Source organism: Micromonospora aridisoli, assembly GCF_056150025.1.
Genome location: NZ_JAXCFK010000002.1, coordinates 542,048 through 560,297 on the forward strand (window position 1 = coordinate 542,048; position 18,250 = coordinate 560,297).

At 71.5% G+C, this 18,250-nt stretch carries 16 protein-coding genes and 1 pseudogene; 12 read left to right on the forward strand and 5 right to left on the reverse strand.

Annotation, left to right across the window (positions count from 1 at the left end):
* Nucleotides 1-3: 3 nt before the first annotated feature.
* Together SM447_RS06025 and SM447_RS06030 are read right to left on the reverse strand one after the other, a co-directional pair.
* On the reverse strand, nt 4-1,134 hold the full coding sequence (locus SM447_RS06025; protein ID WP_080643644.1) for an AAA family ATPase: 1,131 nt from the start codon (nt 1,132-1,134) through the stop codon (nt 4-6).
* 1,515 nt (nt 1,135-2,649) lie between these two features.
* Nucleotides 2,650-3,369, reverse strand: coding sequence for a VHL beta domain-containing protein (locus tag SM447_RS06030; protein ID WP_474571707.1), 720 nt, complete (start codon nt 3,367-3,369; stop codon nt 2,650-2,652).
* 491 nt (nt 3,370-3,860) lie between these two features.
* On the opposite strand from SM447_RS06030, the gene ssd reads away from it, so the two are divergent.
* From ssd to SM447_RS06065, 7 genes and pseudogenes are all read left to right on the forward strand, one after another.
* Nucleotides 3,861-4,916, forward strand: a complete 1,056-nt coding sequence (gene ssd, locus SM447_RS06035) for a septum site-determining protein Ssd (RefSeq protein ID WP_474571901.1) — start codon at nt 3,861-3,863, stop codon at nt 4,914-4,916.
* Entirely contained in the window at nt 4,913-6,112 is a 1,200-nt protein-coding gene (locus SM447_RS06040; protein ID WP_474571708.1) for a TadA family conjugal transfer-associated ATPase, read from the forward strand. The genes ssd and SM447_RS06040 overlap by 4 nt, the downstream gene beginning before the upstream one ends.
* 668 nt (nt 6,113-6,780) lie before the next feature.
* Nucleotides 6,781-7,581, forward strand: a pseudogene (locus tag SM447_RS06045) (type II secretion system F family protein); the annotation flags it as partial.
* Nucleotides 7,581-8,387: a type II secretion system F family protein gene (locus SM447_RS06050; RefSeq protein ID WP_474571709.1), complete on the forward strand. Its 807-nt coding sequence runs from the start codon at nt 7,581-7,583 to the stop codon at nt 8,385-8,387. The pseudogene SM447_RS06045 and the gene SM447_RS06050, both read left to right, overlap by 1 nt.
* A gap of 62 nt (nt 8,388-8,449) precedes the next feature.
* Nucleotides 8,450-8,578: a DUF4244 domain-containing protein gene (locus tag SM447_RS06055; protein ID WP_205808979.1), complete on the forward strand. Its 129-nt coding sequence runs from the start codon at nt 8,450-8,452 to the stop codon at nt 8,576-8,578.
* Between the two features lie 47 nt (nt 8,579-8,625).
* Nucleotides 8,626-8,946: a TadE family type IV pilus minor pilin gene (locus SM447_RS06060; RefSeq protein ID WP_474571902.1), complete on the forward strand. Its 321-nt coding sequence runs from the start codon at nt 8,626-8,628 to the stop codon at nt 8,944-8,946.
* A gap of 191 nt (nt 8,947-9,137) precedes the next feature.
* Nucleotides 9,138-9,491 carry an Rv3654c family TadE-like protein gene (locus SM447_RS06065; RefSeq protein ID WP_474571710.1) on the forward strand — a complete coding sequence of 118 codons (354 nt, stop codon included), beginning with the start codon at nt 9,138-9,140 and terminating at the stop codon, nt 9,489-9,491.
* Between the two features lie 123 nt (nt 9,492-9,614).
* On the opposite strand, the gene SM447_RS06070 is transcribed toward SM447_RS06065, so the two are convergent.
* The 3 genes from SM447_RS06070 to SM447_RS06080 all read right to left on the reverse strand — a co-directional run bounded on the left by SM447_RS06070 (nt 9,615) and on the right by SM447_RS06080 (nt 13,200).
* Nucleotides 9,615-10,193: an LURP-one-related family protein gene (locus SM447_RS06070; RefSeq protein WP_474571711.1), complete on the reverse strand. Its 579-nt coding sequence runs from the start codon at nt 10,191-10,193 to the stop codon at nt 9,615-9,617.
* A gap of 70 nt (nt 10,194-10,263) precedes the next feature.
* Nucleotides 10,264-10,470, reverse strand: coding sequence for a hypothetical protein (locus SM447_RS06075; RefSeq protein ID WP_474571712.1), 207 nt, complete (start codon nt 10,468-10,470; stop codon nt 10,264-10,266).
* A 105-nt stretch (nt 10,471-10,575) separates the two neighbouring features.
* Nucleotides 10,576-13,200: a DEAD/DEAH box helicase gene (locus SM447_RS06080; protein ID WP_474571713.1), complete on the reverse strand. Its 2,625-nt coding sequence runs from the start codon at nt 13,198-13,200 to the stop codon at nt 10,576-10,578.
* Between the two features lie 141 nt (nt 13,201-13,341).
* On the opposite strand from SM447_RS06080, the gene SM447_RS06085 reads away from it, so the two are divergent.
* The 5 genes from SM447_RS06085 (at nt 13,342) to SM447_RS06105 (ending at nt 18,250) form a co-directional block, all read left to right on the forward strand.
* The gene (locus SM447_RS06085) at nt 13,342-13,683 is read left to right on the forward strand and encodes an STAS domain-containing protein (RefSeq protein ID WP_099847876.1); all 342 of its coding nucleotides are present in this window, start codon (nt 13,342-13,344) and stop codon (nt 13,681-13,683) included.
* On the forward strand, nt 13,680-14,117 hold the full coding sequence (locus tag SM447_RS06090) for an ATP-binding protein (RefSeq protein WP_474571714.1): 438 nt from the start codon (nt 13,680-13,682) through the stop codon (nt 14,115-14,117). Before SM447_RS06085 ends, SM447_RS06090 begins: the two co-directional genes overlap by 4 nt.
* A 312-nt stretch (nt 14,118-14,429) precedes the next feature.
* Complete coding sequence (locus tag SM447_RS06095) at nt 14,430-16,829, forward strand: sodium-translocating pyrophosphatase (protein WP_474571715.1); 2,400 nt, start codon at nt 14,430-14,432, stop codon at nt 16,827-16,829.
* Nucleotides 16,830-16,943: 114 nt separating this feature from the next.
* Nucleotides 16,944-17,486, forward strand: coding sequence for a hypothetical protein (locus SM447_RS06100; RefSeq protein ID WP_474571716.1), 543 nt, complete (start codon nt 16,944-16,946; stop codon nt 17,484-17,486).
* Complete coding sequence (locus tag SM447_RS06105) at nt 17,477-18,250, forward strand: hypothetical protein (RefSeq protein WP_474571717.1); 774 nt, start codon at nt 17,477-17,479, stop codon at nt 18,248-18,250. The genes SM447_RS06100 and SM447_RS06105 overlap by 10 nt, the downstream gene beginning before the upstream one ends.

The following is an 18,250-nucleotide window of genomic DNA, read 5'->3' on the forward strand; positions in this document are numbered from 1 at the left end:
CCCTTATTCTGAGTGACTTCTGATCCGCTTCCTGATGGTGTCGCGACTCACCCCGGTAAGATCGTGCGCTCTCCGCTGAGATAGGCCTCTATCCAACACGAGGCCAACGGCAACGTCAATACGCTTCTGTGTCGGAAGATCTCGAAGTCGGCTTGCCAGGGCGATCTCTAGCTGTTCTGTAACGGTAGTGTCCGAAATGACGGCTCTACGCTTTACGTTAAGAATCAACCGTTCAACGTCGCTGAATGAGAACCCTTCGAGTGTCTGCGCAAGTCCCGTAAGAAGCTCGACATCTATCGGCTCGCTAGAGAGAAGCTGCGCGAGAGACAGCATAATCGAGGCATGGTCTGGAAGCGTGAAATTAACGACGTTGTCGAACCGTCGCCAAACTGCCGGATCTAGAAGGTCTGGGTGATTCGTGGCGGCAAGTAGCAATGATGTCTCTGGCCAGTCGTCGATTTCTTGAAGCAGGACAGTGACTAAGCGCTTAAGCTCCCCGATTTCGGTTGCGTCATCTCGCCTTTTTGCTACAGCGTCGAGTTCATCCAAAAGAAGGACACACGGAGCGGCTTTCGCGTAGTCAAGGACGCGGCGAACATTTACTCCAGTGCGACCAAGGAGGCTGCTCATAACCGCCGAAAGGTCAAGCACCAGTAGCGGTAGGGCTAGTTCCGATGCAAGCCAGCGAGCCGCGAGCGTCTTACCTACGCCTGGGGGGCCCACAAAAAGGCCTGTTCGGCTTGGCGCGAGGCCTGCCCGGGTCAAGCGAGCCAGATGCTGTCGTTCGTCTCGTATGGCAATCAACCGGTCATGAACGCTCGCGCCGAAGATGGGTTGGATCTCAAGGCTGGCTACGTCGTGTCTCACCAAGGGCAGCCTGCTGTCGAGGTCAACGGGAGCTGGAGCGCCGGATGCCGAGCGGAGTGGAGCATCGCGCCGTGGCGCTTCGCGCAGCAACCCGATCAGGCGCTGGCCAAGTTCCGGCTTAAGCCGACCGTAGCGGCGCGCGAGGCGTTGCACGTACGTCTGTATGTCCTGCTCACGTCCACTGAGAGCCAGACGAGCCAGGTGGACTATATCGTCACCGACGTTGGTCAGCTCGTCCGGAGGAAGGAGGGGAGAAGTAGCTGCCACAACAAGATCCTAGAGCAGCTTGGACTAGATTCAAAGACGGCGCGCCAAAGTAGTCCACCTTACGCTCGGCCATGTGATGCAGGGCGAGGGGGTCTGAGCTACGGGTTGGCGCTCGCTAAGGCCGGGACGACAGGCTGCGGCAAGCCACCGACGTTTGCTCCAGGTTGGGAACCGTTTGCGCCCTGCGGCACACTCGACAAGTAGCCAACCGTCGACGGGCTTGAGAGGCTGGCCTCATGCCACCCCCTAGGGTCTACCGTGCGGTCGGCGCGAACCGCATCACATGCTGGTTGCCGTACGAGGGAGGGTCCAACCGAGCGTGGATCCACGAGGTCCTCGGCTCCCGGATCCGACCCGAGTACAACCGTGAGACGCGGCAGTGGGAGGTCGCCCGGAACCATCTTCTGCCTCTCGTGGATGCACTAGCTGATCGGTTCGGCGAGGTGGACATCCTCCTTGAGTACTCCACCACACAGAAGTGCGACCGCCGGTGCCGAGATGCTGAAGGAGACGACTGCGAATGCTCCTGCCTCGGTGAGCATCACGCTGGCGGCATGTACATGCAGGGCTGGATCCAGGTCGGGCAGACAACGTTGATCCAGCCCGGCAGGAAGTTGAGGCATATGCGGGTTGTGCGGCGATGACCTCCGACCTCTGGCTCCGCGCACTCGGTGGCAGGTGCCCGACAGCAACGCTGACAGCAGCCGGCATGGACGAAGGCGCCCTTCGGCGGAAGCGTGCGGAAGGTCGCCCGAGGTAGCGAACGCGGACAGACGACGCCGGACGATCCGCACAGGTCTCGTAAGCGAGACGTCAAGCAGCGAGGCAGCCAGAAGGCAGCGTAAGCGTCGGTATCGGTCCGCCCCGAACACGAACCGACGACGTCCGGCACCTGCTCGCCGACGCGGACCGCCACCAGTTGGCACGGGCTGACAGCTTGAGACCGCATCCCCCCGACGGGGGTCGTCCCTTTGGGCGGGGTTGTTCCGATGCTCAGGCCGTTCCCGATCCTGCCGGTGCCCGGCCTCATCCTGTGGCGTTTCCTCGGTCAGCGGCAGCAGAGCCGTCGAAGGCCGTCAGCACACGGGTGGTGTGGTCCTCCAAATCGGCCGGGCCGCCTCAACACCAGGGGTCGCCCGGGGCGCAGGTGGCAGCCGCCCAGCTCACCACCAACAGATGGACGAGGAGAAAAGCCGGGACGGCAAATACGGTCGCCAGCCAGGCACCCGGCGATCGCCAGACCGCGACCGCGTTGCCCAGTCGACTTGATCTGCCTCAGTCCACGACGCCTACGGCAACCGCGCATCCGCCCAGCAGGAGCGCAGGGAGTAGAGCTCCGATCGGCAGGTCTGTCAGCTCAGCGAGGCCCGCGCTGACGTACAGCAGCGGAGCCAGACCCATGCAGCAGGCCACGATCGCCAAGGGGTTGTACCTTCGCTGGCTTTCGGAGAGCTGTCCGGCCATCGCACGCATCACCTTCTCTTCGCCGCTCGGAGGCTTCTGGGTGCGCTCTGGTTAGCGGATCACCGCTCGGGCGGGTCTGCTGATCGGTTCGAAGCAGACCAGGGCCCGACCTCGGCGATCAGTCACCACCCAGGGGTGGCCGACGTACGTGTGCTGCCGGTACGACTCGGACGGCCGGAGTACGGCGTACTGCCTGCGGTGCCCGCGGTGGTCCAGCCAGTAGATGATCACCGAACGTGATCGAAGGTTGACGAACTCGATGTTGGTCTCGGCGCCGCCGTTGACCGAGCGCAGCCCGTCCTCCCGCCAGGCGGGCAGGGGGGTCAGGTACTCCGGCTCGGGTGGGCGGGTGGTGGGCGGTGGATCTGCCGACCGGCTCGGCGAGGGGCTGGGTCGAGTGCTCGGCGTGGCCGGCAGGCCCGGAGTGCTGGCGTGGGAGGCCGACGGCGACGGTGACGGCGTCGCGCGGCGGCTGAGTTGCGGGCGGGAGGACGACACTCCGCCGACGGACGACGAAGCGGCCGGGGCGGACGGCGGGAGCGGTCCGGCGGACGCGACTCCGTCCCAGTTGGACCCGGGTGCGGCGGGAGGCGGAGGTATCCAGTCCGAGGGTACGTCCGGGGCCGCGACCGTGGGTGGCTCGGTCGACGGCCAGAGCACGGTGAGCATGAGGCCGAGCACGGCGGCGGCGAGGCCGGCCAGCATCAACCGGTGCGACGTCCGGCCGGGGGCGTGGTGGGCCGGTGCGGAGGCGATTGCGGGCTCCTGCACGGGCGGGAGCGGTGTCACCGGCCGGCCGTCGTCGGCGCTCGGCGCCGGTGGCAGCGCGGGTGGAACCGGGCGTGCCGGCAGCGCGAGCTGCCTGGCACGGGAACGTGGGTCGAACAGCCACGGACCGACCCGCAGCCTCGGCTCGACACGGGCATGTTCATCATCTGGCGACTGCTTCATGACCTCGATCCGGCGAGGAACGCCGTTCCGCCGACGGCACAGGACGTCGATTATGCGTGGTGCGCGTCACGTCCCGCCATGGCTGGTGCGGGTCGAGATGGGCGCGATGTGTGGCCCGTCCGCATAACAGATCAACGACGGTCGTGGGGTTTGTCCACAGAGCGGTTCGTTGTCCACAGGCCAGCCGGTCGGGGCGGCGTTCGGGGCGGCCGCGGCGGCAGGGTTCGACGCAGTGAACCCGCGCCGACTGGTTGGAGGCCGCGATGCCACCTCGTACGTCCGTCCCGCCGCACCAGCGTCTGCCGCTGGTCGTGACCTCGGACGGCGACCTGCTCGACGACCTGCTCCGGCTTGCTGCCGCGGGTGGCGTCGAGGTCGAGGTCGCGGCCGATCCGGCCGCCGCCCGCACCCGCTGGCGACCGGCCCCGCTTGTCCTCGTCGGCAGCGACCAGGCCCAACCCTGTCTACGGGCACGTCTGCCCCGGCGGCCCCGACTGGTCCTGGTGGGGCGGTCCGACGACGTCGAGTCCGGTTGGCAGGTGGCCGACCTGCTCGGCGCCGAACACGTCGCCGTGCTGCCGGCCGCCGAGCCCTGGCTGGTGGACCGGTTCGCTGACTGCGGAGGCGAGGGATCGGCCGCGGCCCAGGCCCGGTTGGTCGCCCTGGTCGGGGGTCGGGGCGGAGCCGGCGCAAGCATCCTCGCCGGTGGCCTCGCCGTCACCGCCGCCCGGGCACAGCTGCGCACCCTGCTGCTCGATGCCGACCCGCTCGGCGGTGGCCTAGATCTGGTGCTCGGTTGGGAGCAGATGGAAGGGCTGCGTTGGCCGGCCCTGACCGGGGCCGACGGGCGGGTCGACGCACCTGCCCTGGTGCGGGCGTTACCCAGCCGGGGCGATCTGGTGGTGCTCTCCTGGGACCGTGGCGAGCTGATCGCCGTGCCGGCCGAGGCGGTGGCCGCCACTCTGGACGCCGCCCGGCGAAGCCGGGACTTCGTGGTGGTGGACCTGCCCCGTCAACTCGACGATGCGGCGGTGACGGCTCTTCAGTCGGTCGACCGGGCGTACGTGGTGGTACCCGCCGAGTTGCGGGCGACCGCCGCCGCGGCCCGGGTGGTCACCGCGGCGGCCCCGCACTGTTCCGACCTGTCCGTGATAGTCCGAGGTCCCGCCCCAGGCAGACTGCGTGCCACCGAGGTTGCCAGGGCGCTCGGCCTGCCGCTGGCGGGTTGCCTGCGGCCCGAGCCCGGGTTGTGCCGGGGGCTTGAGCGGGGCGAGGCCCCGGCGGCCGGTGGACGCGGGCCGCTGGCTGAGCTCTGCCAGCGGATCGTCACCGAGCTCACCGGCCGGCCGGCGGCGGGTGCGGCATGACCGGGGAGAACCTCGCTGCCCGGGTACGGCAGCGGATCGCCGCCACCACGTCGCCGGTCACCCCGGCTGCGATCGTCTCCGCCGTACGCGCCGAACCCGACGCCGCCGTACTCGGTGACAACGCTCTGCTGCGGATCGCCGACCAGGTACGCGACGACCTGGTGGGTGCCGGCCCTCTCGCCGCGTTGCTGGCCGACTCCGAGGTTACGGACGTGCTGGTCAACGGGGCTCGCGTCTGGGTCGACCGTGGGCAGGGGCTGTACCAGGTCCCAGTGCCCGTGGGCACCCCGGACGACGTACGTCGACTCGCGCAGCGGCTCGCGGCCGGGGCCGGTCGTCGGCTGGACGACGGTTCGCCGTGCGTCGACGCCAGGCTGGCCGACGGGACGCGTCTGCACGCGGTGCTGCCGCCGGTGGCGACCGACGGGCCCTACCTGTCGCTGCGTACCTTCCGGCAGCGACCGTTCACCCTGGACGAACTGGTGACCCAGGGTGCGGTGGCCCGGCCGGTGGCGCCGGTGCTCGCCGCCGTGGTGGCGGCCCGCCTCGCCTACCTCGTGATCGGTGGCACCGGCTCCGGCAAGACGACCCTGTTGAACACGTTGCTCGGGCTGGTGCCGACCACCGAGCGGATCGTGCTGGTCGAGGATGCCGCCGAACTGCGGCCGGTGCATCCGCACGTGGTGGGCCTGCAGACCCGTACGGCCAACGTGGAGGGATCGGGTGCCGTCGGCCTCAGCGAACTCGTCCGGCAGGCGCTGCGGATGCGGCCGGACCGGCTGGTGGTCGGCGAGTGCCGGGGCGCAGAGGTGGTCGACCTCCTCGCCGCCCTCAACACCGGGCACGAGGGGGGTGCGGGGACGCTGCACGCCAACACCCCGACGGACGTACCGGCCCGGCTGGAGGCGCTCGGTCTGCTCGGCGGGCTGCCGCGTCCAGCGTTGCACGCCCAGGTGGCGGCCGCCCTCCAGGTGGTGTTCCAGATCCGCCGTACGCCCCAGGGCCGCGTGCTGGAGTCGATCTGTCTGCTGCTGCCGGAGGGGCCGGACCGGCTCGTCACCGCCGTCCCCGCGTGGATCCGTGGCCGAGGGCTCGGCCTGGCGGGCCGGGCGCTCGGCACGCTGATCCGGGGCCGAGACGTGCCGGTACCGCCGATCCTGTGCGAGCCGTGGCCCGGATCGGCGGTGCCGTCATGAGTGGCGGGTGGTGGTGGGCGCTGTCGGTGCTGGTGACAGTGCTGGCATACCGGCTTCGTGGTCGGTTGGTGCCGAGGTGGGCCGCAGCCAGCCGGAAGGTGGCCGACGATCCACTGGTCACCTGGGTTGTCGCCCTTCGCGAGGCGGGCGGTCAGCGTGACGGCGAGGGGCCGCAGAGCCTGCGACCGACCGGTGTCGGATGGCCGGCGGTGACCGGCGCCTCCACCGCGTCCGGTTTCAACGACGCGCAGGTGGGGGCACCGTCGGCTCGGCAGAACGAGCCGCCGGCGCAGACTGCGCGGCGCGTCGTGCCGAATACCGTCGGCCGGGGAAGCGCCCCGGCGGGCAGCAACCCGCTGGCCCGGTTCGACCCGCCGGTCGGGTCGGCCTGCACGGTGCGTCGTCCGGCCGGCGTACACCTGCCGGTGCGGGTGCCCGAATCAGCGACCGCGTCGGTCGCGGCCCGCCCGTCGGGACCACCGGCCTCCCCGACCGCGTCTTCCGCTGCCGGGCCGCCCACGGCACCTACCGCCTCCCGCCCGCCGGGGCCGCGAGGAAGCCGGCGGCCGAACCGGCCCGGCGGCATCACCGGTGGTGCCGTGCCGGGATCAGCACCGGGCGTGGCGGTGTCGGCGGTACGGACGGAAGGTACGTCGGCAGCAACCGGGGATCGGATCGTCGCAAGCGGAACCGGCCACCAGGAGCAGACCGGTCACCGCGTACCGAGGGCGAGTGGACCGACAGCGCGGCTGGCGACGGCACGACGCGTCCTGTTGCTGACCTGCCTGCTCGGCGCGGGGGTCGGTGGGTTGCTCGCCGGTCCGGTGGCGGCCGCGGCACTGGCCGGCTACGGCGGGCTGGGCGTGCGGGCGATGCTCCGCCGAGCAACAGCGGGTCGGGCTGTCCGGGACCGGCGGGAGCGGCTGGACCAGCTGTGCGCTCTCGCCGCGGACCTGCGGGTCGGCCTACCGGTGCCGGTTGCCGCCGCCGTGCTGACCGGCCCATGCCCGCCGGGCACCCCGGCACGACCCCAGCCGGCCCGGACAGCCGACGTCGTCACCGTCATCGGCCGGCCCGTCGGAAGCGTGCACGGCCGGCCGGGCGAACCCGCAGCCGGAGCCGTCGAAGACCGCCTCGGGCGGCTGGCCGGAGCCGCGGTACGACTCGCGGAGCGAACCGGGGCGCCGCTGGCCGAACTGGTCGAGCGGATCGAAGCCGACGCTCGGTCGACGGACCGTGGGCTGGCCGCAGCCGCGGCTCAGGCGTCCGGGGCACGGGCCACCGCCTGGTTGCTGGCTGCCCTGCCTCTGGGCGGGATCGGCCTCGGTTACGGGATCGGGGTGGATCCCCTCCGGGTGCTGCTGCACACCCCGGTCGGCGGCGGTTGCGCGATCGCGGCGGTGGGACTCCAGGTGGTTGGGCTGCTCTGGGCGGAACGTCTCGCGGTCACCCCGAGCGGGGACAGCTGATGTCCGGGTCGACCCTGCTCGTGGGTTCGCTGGCCGGTGCCGCCCTGATCGTCGTGATCGTGATCCACCGTTACCGGCCCCGGCGTCGGCTGCGGCGGCTGTCCCGCCGGACACCACCGGTCGACCAGCAGGAACAGCTTGACAGCAGCCTGCGCCCGAGCGACCCGGCCGGGCGATCGGGTGATGTCCCGTCACGGGCGGCGGCAGCACGGCGGCCGGACCTGGTTCGGCTCGCCGCCGGGCTGTCGGGCCTGGCGGTGGCGGTACTGGTCGAGGGCTGGCCCGGTGTGGTGGCGGCGCTGCCCACGGTGGTGCTGCTCGACCGGCTGCTCCGGCGGATCGAGCCGCCGGACGTGCGCCGTCGTCGGCTGCGGGCCGCCGCCGACCTGCCACTCGCCGCCGATCTGCTGGCGGCGGCGCTGCGGGCTGGATCGCCCGTGGAACGTTCGGTGCTCGCGGTGGCCGACGCGCTCGGCGGCCCGCTGGGCCGACAGCTCGCCCGGGTCGGCCGAACGCTGCAACTCGGCGGCGGGCCGCAGGAGGCGTGGGCACATCTGGCCGCGGTGCCGGGAGCCCACCGCGTCGCCACCGCCGCCATCCGTTCGGCGAGCAGTGGCGCGGCCCTGGCCGGAGCGCTCACCCGGCTCGCCGACGACCTGAGGGTGGACCGGGCCACCGCGCTTGAGGCGGCCGCCCGCCGCGCGGGCGTGCTGATCGTGCTGCCGCTGGGCCTGTGCTTCCTACCTGCCTTCATTCTCGCCGGCCTGGTGCCGGTGATCGTCGCCGTCCTCGGCGACGTGCTCTGACCCCATCGAGAAAGGACGAACACGTGCGCAGAATCCTCGCCCGCCTTCGCGGGGACGCCGGAATGAACACCGCGGAGTACGCGGTGGGAACGCTCGCCGCGGTGGCCTTCGGAGGTGTCCTGCTCAAGGTGCTGACCTCCGACGGTGTGCAGTCCGCGTTGACCGCCGTCATCGACCGGGCACTGAAGTGACCGGGCGCCGGCCGGCCGGTCGCGACCGGGGATCGTTCACGGCCGAGATGGCGGCCGGCCTGCCGGCGCTGGTGCTGCTCCTGCTCACGGGGCTGACCACTATCAACGCGGTCAGCACCAAGGCGGCGTGCCTGGACGCGGCCCGGGAGGCGGCACTCGCCGCCTCCCGGGGCGAGCCGGGCGTCGCCGCGGGACGTCGGCAGGCACCTCCGGCGGGCGCGGAGGTCACCGTCGTGCTGGAGGGCGACCTGGTCCGGGCGACGGTCCGGGCACCGGTACGGGTTCTCGGCGGCAACCTTCCTGCGACCACCGTGCTGGGTGTGGCTGTGGCGGTCGCCGAGCCGGGCGCACCGGAGCCGCAGCCATGAAAGCCATCCGAGGCTGGGGTGCCCACGCTGTTGGCCAGGACCCGGGCCAGGACCGTGACCAGGGCCAAGGCGAGGGCCGGGGTCGGGGCCAAGGTCAGGGCCAGGGGGAGGGTCGGAGTCAGGGCGAGGGTCGCGACCACGGCGAGGGCCGGGGTCGGGGCCAAGGGCGGGGCCGGGGCGCGGGCGGGGGATTGGGCGAGGGGCCGGAGCGTGGCGGGGCCACCATCTGCCTGCTGGCGGTCGGGCTGGTGTTCGTGCTGGGGGGCGTCTCCTGGGCCGGGGTCGGTGCGGCCCGAGTGGCGCGCCAACAGGCCCGCGTCGCCGCCGACTTCGGTGCCCTGGCGGGCGCGGCTCTGGCCCTTCAGGACGAGGAGGCGGCGTGCGCTCGGGCTGCGGAAATCGTCTCCGCGAACGGCGCCCGGCTGGCCTGGTGCCAGCTTGACGGGCTCGACGTCCTGGTCACGGCCGAGTTGACGATGGAACCATTGCCTGGGTTGCGACGGGTTGCCACGGCAACCTCCCGAGCCGGCCCACTCCGCGGCTGACCCCGCCAACCCGAGCCGCCTTGTCGCTGAAGATCTTGGTACGAAACCGCTCCTCCAGGGGCGGTTTCGTACCAAGATCGATGAGTGGTTCGCTGCGAGCGGAGCCGCTCCTAGCGGAGTCGGTCAGCGGCCCTGGAGGGCGTCCAGGGCGACGGCCATGGCGATCACCAGGCGCCGGTCGATCTGCGGGTGCTGAATCTCGACGACGTAGCGGTCGCGCAGGCCCCACTTCTTGATGACGGAGAAGACGGGCTGGCCGCCCGCGACGAAGTCGAAGTGGTACGGCAGCCAGGACAGCGAGTCGACGAACCGGCGGAGCAGCGCCACCGGCATGCTGCGCTCCTGACCGGTGATGTTGGGCAGGCCGGCCTGCTCGACGTGCCAGGTCGAGCGGAGCAGGGACTGCGCGAAGTCCTTGCGGAACAGGCCGATCGGGGTACCGGCGTGGTCGGTGACGTCGTACGTGGCGCCGAGGTCGAGGCGCTGGCGTGCCTTGAAGCCGAGCAGCGGCTGCTGCTTGGAGTCGTCGGTGTAGATCGTCACCTGCTCCTTGAAGGCGAGCCGCTTCTGCTGGGCGAACGCCAGCAGCCCACCCTCGGAGCCGTCCGGTGCGACACTGTGCACCTCGTACTGGTTGACCATGAAACGCACCCGCTGGCGGATGTGGAACTGCTGCTGCGCCTGCAAGCTGTCGAGCTGCATGAGAACTCCTCAACTGTGATGCGCCGGAGTGTCGCACAGCCTGGCAACGGGTGCGTCTCCGGAGCGTCCGTCAGCGGATGCCGTCGACGGTCGCGCGGTGCGTCAGGGTGGTCAACAACTGCTGGATGGTGCGCAGCCGTTCGTTGATCTGATCCAGCCGCTCGGCCTGCGCCAGGGTGGCGAGCGCGCTTCCCAGCGCGATCTGCTGGTTGATGTCGAGCTTCTCCTGGTCGATGGTGTAGAGCAGGTCGACGGTCTCGGCGATGGTGTCGGCCACGGCCTCTCCTCCATGCTGGCAAGGACAACGAACGGCAAGCACGGCGCTCGATGGAAGCGCTCCCATAATCATTGCCCGCCACTGGCGGTTTTCATACCCGGCCGATCACTCGGGCAAATTGGCGAGCACCACGTCAAGCACCCGGATCGCCTCGGGCTTGGACAGCGGGTTGTTGCCGTTGCCGCACTTGGGTGACTGCACGCAGGACGGACAACCGGCCTCGCAACCGCACTCGGCTATCGCGTCACGGGTGGCCCGCAGCCAGGACGCCGCCATGCCGTACGCCCGCTCCGCGAAGCCCGCACCCCCCGGATGGCCGTCGTAGACGAAGACGGTCGGTGCCTCGGTGTCCGGGTGCATCGCGGTGCTGAGCCCGCCGATGTCCCACCGGTCACAGGTGGCGACCAGCGGCAGCAGTCCGATGGCGGCGTGCTCTGCGGCGTGCAGCGCTCCTGGTGCGTCGGCCGGATCCACGCCGGCGGCGATCAGCGACTCCGGGGAGAGGGTGAACCAGACCGCGACGGTACGCAGCTCGCGCGCCGGCAGGTCCAGTGGACGGGTGTCGATCACCTCGCCGGTGGCGATCCGCCGTCGCTGGTAGGAGACCACCTGGCTGGTCACGTCCACCTCGCCGAGGAAGAGCCCGACCGGGCCGGCGTCGACGTAGGAACGCACCGACACCACCGACAGTGAGGTGACGTCACGGGCGTGGGTGGACCAGTCCGGTTCCTCGGGGTGCACCAGCGCGCATCCGTCGTCGAGATCGAGCGAGTCGACCACGTACGACACGCCCTGATGCAGGTAGACCGCGCCGGGGTGGAGCAGGAAGTGCGACGAGCCGCCGTCGACGGTGCCGAGCAGCCGGCCGGTCGCTGCCTCCACCACGCAGACCGGGGTACCGCCCTCGCCGCGCAGGTCCACCTGGGGCCGTTCCCGATGCCGCCAGTACCAGCCGGTCGGGCGCTTTCGCAACGCACCCGCCTCGACCAGCGTCTCCACCGCCTCCTTGGCACCGTCACCGAAGAGTTCCAGGTCGGCCTCGGTCAACGGTGCCTCGGCCGCCGCGCAGGCCAGTTGGGGGCCGAGGACGTACGCGTTGGCCGGGTCGAGCACGGTGGCCTCCACCGGCGCGCCGAAGACCGCCTCCGGATGGTGGACCAGGTAGGTGTCCAGCGGGTCGTCCCGGGCCACCAGCACCGCGAGGGCCTCCTGGCCGGAGCGCCCCGCCCGGCCGGCCTGCTGCCACAGCGATGCCCGGGTGCCCGGATATCCGCAGATCACGACCGCGTCCAGCCCGATCAGGTCGACGCCCAGCTCAAGGGCGTTGGTCGAGGCCAGGCCCAGCAGTTCGCCGTGCAGCAGCGCCCGCTCCAGTTCGCGGCGCTCCTCGCGTAGGTAGCCGGCCCGGTACGCGGCTACCCGGTCGCCGAGCCCCGGCACCGCGTCGTCGAGGCTCCGCCGGGCGCTGGTCGCCACCACCTCGGCGCCCCGTCGGGAGCGGACGAAGGCCAACGTGCGTACCCCGGCGGCGACGGTGTCGGCGAGCAGGTCGGCGGTCTCCCGCAGCGCCGACCGGCGGACCTGGGTGAGATCGGACCCCGCGGCCGGGTCCCCGGTCGGGGACGGGACACCGGAAAACGGCCCCGGCGGCCCGGTGGTGAGCCGTCGGTCCGCCTGTGCCGGATCGGCGGAGGGCTCTTTACGCGGCCCCGCCTGTTCCGATGGCAGCCGCCGATCCGCCTGTGCCGGATCGGCGGAGGGCTCCTCACGCGGCTCCGGCGGGCCCGGGGTGAGTCGCCGATCCACCTGCGCGGCGGTGAACGGTGGCGGCGTGGTGCCGGAGGCGGAGGTGCTCGGCTCCGGGGGCAGCAGCGGCGGCTCCCAGAGGGCGAAGGTCACCCCGGCCCGCGGCGAGGTGTCCTCGGTGACGGCCGACACCGGCAGGCCGGTCAGCCGCCCGGCCGCCGCGGCCGGGTCGCCCGACGTCGCCGACGCCAGCACGAACGTCGGCCCCCCGGCGCGTCCGTACCGGGCGCACTGTCTGCGCAGCCGGCGCAGCACGTGCGCGACGTGCGAGCCGAACACGCCCCGGTAGACGTGGCACTCGTCGACCACCACGTACGCCAGCCGGCGCAGGAAACCGGACCACTGGGCATGGCCGGGCAGGATGCCGTGGTGCAGCATGTCGGGGTTGGTCAGCACGAACCGGGAATGCCGCCGGATCCACTCCCGCTCGGCGCGCGGGGTGTCGCCGTCGTAGCAGGCCGGGCGTACGCCCTCGATCTCCAGCGCGGCGATGGCGCGCAACTGGTCGGCGGCGAGCGCCTTGGTCGGTGCCAGGTAGAGCACGGTGGCGCGCGGGTCGGCCAGCAGCGTGGCCAGCGCCGGCAGTTGGTACGCCATCGACTTGCCGGACGCGGTGCCGGTGGCGACCACCACATGCCGGCGGTCGTACGCCAGACCGGCCGCCTCGGCCTGGTGCCGCCAGGGTGCCGCCACCCCGCGCCGTGCGTACGCCGCGCGGAGTTCCTCCGGTGCCCAGGACGGCCACGGCGCCGGCACTCCGGCCCGGGGCGGTACCCGCTCGACGTGGGTGACCGGGTCGGCAGGGTGCCGCTGGCGTAGCCGACGCAGCAGTTCCCCCGGCGCCGCGACCGGCGGGCCGGCCGGGACGGCGCCCTGCGGTCGCTCGGGGCCGCTGCCGGCGGATACGGTGGCTGCCGAGGTCACGTCCTGCACTCTCGCACTGGTGTTCGGAAATCGGAAATCGGCGTGCCGGGTACGAGTGGGCCGACCCCGGTGAGTCGTCGGCCCGACCACGGGGTAGTGGTTAGATGCCTGGAGAGTTTACGGCTGCCCGAGGGAGGATCGATGGAGCTGTCACTGGCGACCCGTACCGTGGGTGAGCACACGGTGCTCGAGGTCGGCGGTGAGGTGGACGTCTACACCGCCCCCCGGCTACGCGAACGGCTCCTGGAACTGATCGACGCCGGGGCCCGGCACGTGGTGGTCGACCTGGGTCGGGTGGACTTCCTCGACTCCACCGGGCTGGGTGTGCTGGTCGGCGCGCTCAAGCGGCTGCGCACCGCGGACGGCACCTTCGCCCTGGTCTGTGACAAGGAGCCGTTGCTCAAGATCTTCCGGATCACCGCGCTGGACCAGGTGTTTCCGCTGTATCCGACGGTCGAAGCGGCGACCGGCGCCGGCCAGTGATGGCCACCGTCCGGCTCTCCTTCTCGCCCGCGCCGGTGCACGTGCGCACCGCCCGCCTGGTGGGCGTCGCGGTGGCCCGGCGGGCGGGGGTTCGGGAGGACCTGCTCGACGAGGTCCGGCTGGCCATCGGCGAGGCATGCACCCGTGCGGTCGCCCTGCACCGTCAGTACGGCGTCGCCGAGCCGGTGCTGGTGGAGATGTCCGACTCGGGGGCGTACTCGGTGCGGGTGGTGGACCGGGCGCCGATCGAGGCGAGCATCGGTCTGGCCGCGCTCGACGCCGACCAGTTGGCCAACGAGTCGCTGAACGAGGACGACCTGACCACCGGTGTCGGCTTCGCTCTGCTCGCCGGATTCGTGGAGGACCTTCAGGTCCGTCCCGTCGACGAGGGCATCGGCACCGAGGTGCGGATGGTCTGGCCGGTCAACCGCTGAGCCTGCCGGCGACCCGCCGCCGTGATCGTGGCGGCGATCATCGCCGCGACCATGGACCGGGCCCTATATCAGATTTCGGTTCATAACACAGCGACGGAGATCATCCAGACCCGCCGCCACCTCGGTGTGACCTCGAACACTGGGGACGGCTAGAGTACGCGGGTTGTCAGCAAGTGATCCACCCGGCGGCCAGCACAGATGGCGGAGTCGCAGGTTCGTCAGGGGTGGGTCGGCGCGCTTGCGAATTCGCATACAGGCGCCGGGCGGTGCGTCTCCACCGGCCGGCGCGTTGTTCGGCACAGGAGGACACAGATGTCCGACAGCTTGGCCGCCGAAGGCGGCGGCGCCGCCGAGGTAGGCGGCGCGATCTCCCTCACCGGAGCCAATGTCACGTACGTCGTCATCGCCGCGGTGATCGCGCTGGTCGCGCTCGCCTTCGCCGCCGCCTTGACGAAGGCCGTTCTGGCGGCCGGCAAGGGCACCACCAACATGCAGGAGATCTCCGGGGCTGTTCAGGAGGGCGCCTCGGCCTACCTGCTCCGGCAGTTCCGGACCCTGGCGATCTTCGTGGTGATCGCCGTGGTCCTGCTGTTCCTGCTGCCGGTGCACCAGACCGAGGGCAGCGAGACCGCCGTGAAGATCGGTCGTTCGCTCTTCTTCGTGGTCGGCGCCGGGTTCAGCGCCTTCATCGGCGGCGCTGGCATGTGGCTGGCCACCCGGGCGAACCTGCGGGTGGCGGCCGCCGCCCGGGAGCGCGAAGGCGGCCGGGAGTCGGCCATGAAGATCGCGTTCCGGACCGGTGGCGTGGTCGGCTTCCTCACCGTCGGCCTCGGTCTCTTCGGTGCCGCACTGGTCGTGCTGATCTTCCGGGGTGACGCGCCGACGGTGCTGGAGGGCTTCGGCTTCGGCGCCGCGCTGCTGGCCATGTTCATGCGGGTCGGCGGCGGCATCTTCACCAAGGCCGCCGACGTCGGCGCCGACCTGGTCGGCAAGGTCGAGCAGGGCATCCCCGAGGACGACCCGCGCAACGCCGCCACCATCGCCGACAACGTCGGCGACAACGTCGGTGACTGCGCCGGCATGGCCGCCGACCTCTTCGAGTCGTACGCGGTCACCCTGGTCGCCGCGCTGATCCTGGGCCGGGCCGCCTTCGGCACCGACGGCCTGGTGCTGCCGCTGATCATCTCCACGATCGGTGTGCTGGTCGCCATCATCGGTGTCTTCATCACCCGGCTGCGCGCCTCCGACCGCAACGGCCTGACCGCGATCAACCGGGCCTTCTACCTCTCCGCGGTGATCTCGGCGGTGCTGGTCGCGGTGGCCTCGATGGCCTACCTCCAGCCGTCCTGGGCGGCCCAGCTCGGCGACGACTGGCGGACCACGCTGGGCGTGACCGGCGGGGACCCGCTCTTCGGCCCGCGCGGTGTGGTCATCGGCGCGGTGATCATCGGTATCGTGCTCGCCGCCGCCATCCAGGCGCTGACCGGCTACTTCACCGAGACCAACCGTCGCCCGGTGCAGGACATCGGCAAGAGCTCCCAGACCGGCCCGGCGACCGTCATCCTCGCCGGCATCAGTGTCGGCCTGGAGTCGGCGGTCTACTCGGCGCTGCTGATCGGTGCCGGTGTCTTCGGCGCCTTCCTGCTGGGCGGCGGCTCGATCACCCTGTCGTTGTTCGCCGTGGCGCTGGCCGGTACCGGTCTGCTCACCACCGTCGGCGTGATCGTCGCGATGGACACCTTCGGCCCGATCAGCGACAACGCGCAGGGTGTGGCCGAGATGTCCGGCGACATCGACGAGCACGGCGCCCGTACGCTCACCGAGCTGGACGCCGTCGGCAACACCACCAAGGCGATCACCAAGGGCATCGCGATCGCCACGGCGGTCCTCGCCGCGACCGCGCTGTTCGGCTCCTACACCGACACGCTGCGCATCGCGTACGCCGACGCCGGGGTGACCGACGTCGGTGGCGAGATCCTGAACGCGCTGAACGTGGCCAACCCGCAGAACCTGGTCGGCCTGATCATCGGCGCGGCGGTGGTGTTCCTCTTCTCCGGCCTGGCCATCAACGCGGTCTCCCGCTCGGCCGGCGCCGTGGTGATGGAGGTCCGCCGGCAGTTCCGTGAGCTGCCCGGGATCATGGACCGGACGCAGCGGCCGGAGTACGGCAAGGTCGTCGACATCTGCACCCGGGACGCGCAGCGCGAGCTGATGACGCCCGGTCTGCTGGCGATCCTCGCGCCGATCGCGGTCGGCTTCGGCCTCGGCCCCGGTGCGCTGGCCTCGTACCTGGCGGGCGCGATCGGTGCCGGCACGCTGATGGCGGTGTTCCTGGCCAACTCCGGTGGTGCCTGGGACAACAGCAAGAAGATGGTCGAGGACGGCGCGTACGGCGGCAAGGGCTCCGAGGCGCACGCCGCGACCGTCATCGGCGACACCGTCGGTGACCCGTTCAAGGACACCGCCGGCCCGGCGATCAACCCGCTGCTCAAGGTGATGAACCTGGTCTCGCTGCTGATCGCGCCCGCAGTGGTGGCGTGGAGCGTGGGCGACGACCGCAACGTCGGCCTGCGGATCACCATCGCGGTGGTGGCGACGGCGATCGTCGTCGCGGCGGTGGTGTTCAGCAAGCGCAAGAGCGTGGTGATGGGCGACGACGCCGACAGCGGTTCCGGCAGCGCGGACCCGCGTCCGGAGGCGATCAAGGCCTGACCCGTGCGACACACCGGTCCCCGGTCGGCGCTGCCGGCCGGGGACCGCTCGCCTGTCCGGACCCGGCACCGACGACCGGTGCCGACCCGGGGGAGAAGCCGTACGCTGCAACGCATGCGTACGTGCCGGGCGGCAGCCGCCGGAAAGTTCACGGTGGTCCTGGCCACGCTGGTGCTGCTGGCCGCCTGCGGCTCCAGCGGCCCCAGCCCGCGGGCCTGGGCCGCCTCGGTGTGTTCGGCGCTGACCCCCTGGCGGGCGGAGATCAGCAAGCTGACCAACAGCACCAACCAGCAGATGACCGCGCAGACCACTCCGGCGCAGGCCAAGGAGAACCTGGTGCGGCTCTTCAGCGGCGCCGAGCAGGCCAGCGAGACCGCCCGGCGCAAGGTGGAGCAGGCCGGGACACCCGAGGTCGAGCACGGCGAGGAGATTTCCGCCGGCTTCCGTGCCTCGCTCGCGTCGATGCGGGACGCCTACGGTCGGGCCCGGAGCACCATCGAGGGTCTGGGCACCGGTGAGGCCGGCACCTTCTACGACGGCGTGCAGGCGGCGGTGGAAACCCTCCAACAGGAGTACGACGCGAGCGCGCTGGACACCAGCCGGCTCAACTCGGAGGAGTTGAAGCGCGCCTTCGACGAGGTACCCGAATGCCGTTGAGCGGTTCCGGCGAGACACCGGCGGCACAACCGCTGCCGGTGTCCTTCCCACCGCCCGCCGAGAACCCGTCGGCGTACCGCCGCCGGCCGGGCCGCCGCCGAGCCACCTCTGTCGAGCCGGTCACCGGGGCCGACCAGGACACCGCGACCCACCCCACGGTGACGCCCGCCGACGGCACCGGCACCGACCGGCAACTGGTCTTCTTCGGCGCGGAGACCGGCGAGCCCTCCGTGGCCGACCTCGCCGGACTGCTCGCCGGCCCCGGCGAGGTGCACCGGATGGGCGGCACGGCCCGGCTGTCGGTGGTGGTGGACGCCGCCTGGCGGGTGCACGTGCTCGTCGGCGAGCTGGCCCAGCGGGGTGTGCGGGCCAGTTGGGCACCCACCGAGGATCGGCGCTACGCGGTGCGTACCGCGTACACCCGGACGATCGTGCCGCTCGCGGCGGCCTGGCTGCGCGGCCCGACGCAGCATCCGCCCCCCGGTTTCCAACTCGACGGCCGGCGGCTGCGGCTCTGGCTCGCCGCGGCCGGGGTGGCCGACCCACCGGACTTCCTGCTCCACCTCGGCGGCAGCGACCCGGGACGGTGGGCGGCGGTCGGCGCCGCCCTGGCCACGGCCGGGCTGATCGGCGAGTTGACCGAGTCGGGACCGGGCGGTCCCGGGTACCGGATCGCAGGTCCCCGCGGCACGTCGCGACTGGCCGAGCTGGTCGGTGAGCGCCCGCCCGCGAGCCCGCCCACGGCCTGGCCGGTCCGGGTCTGA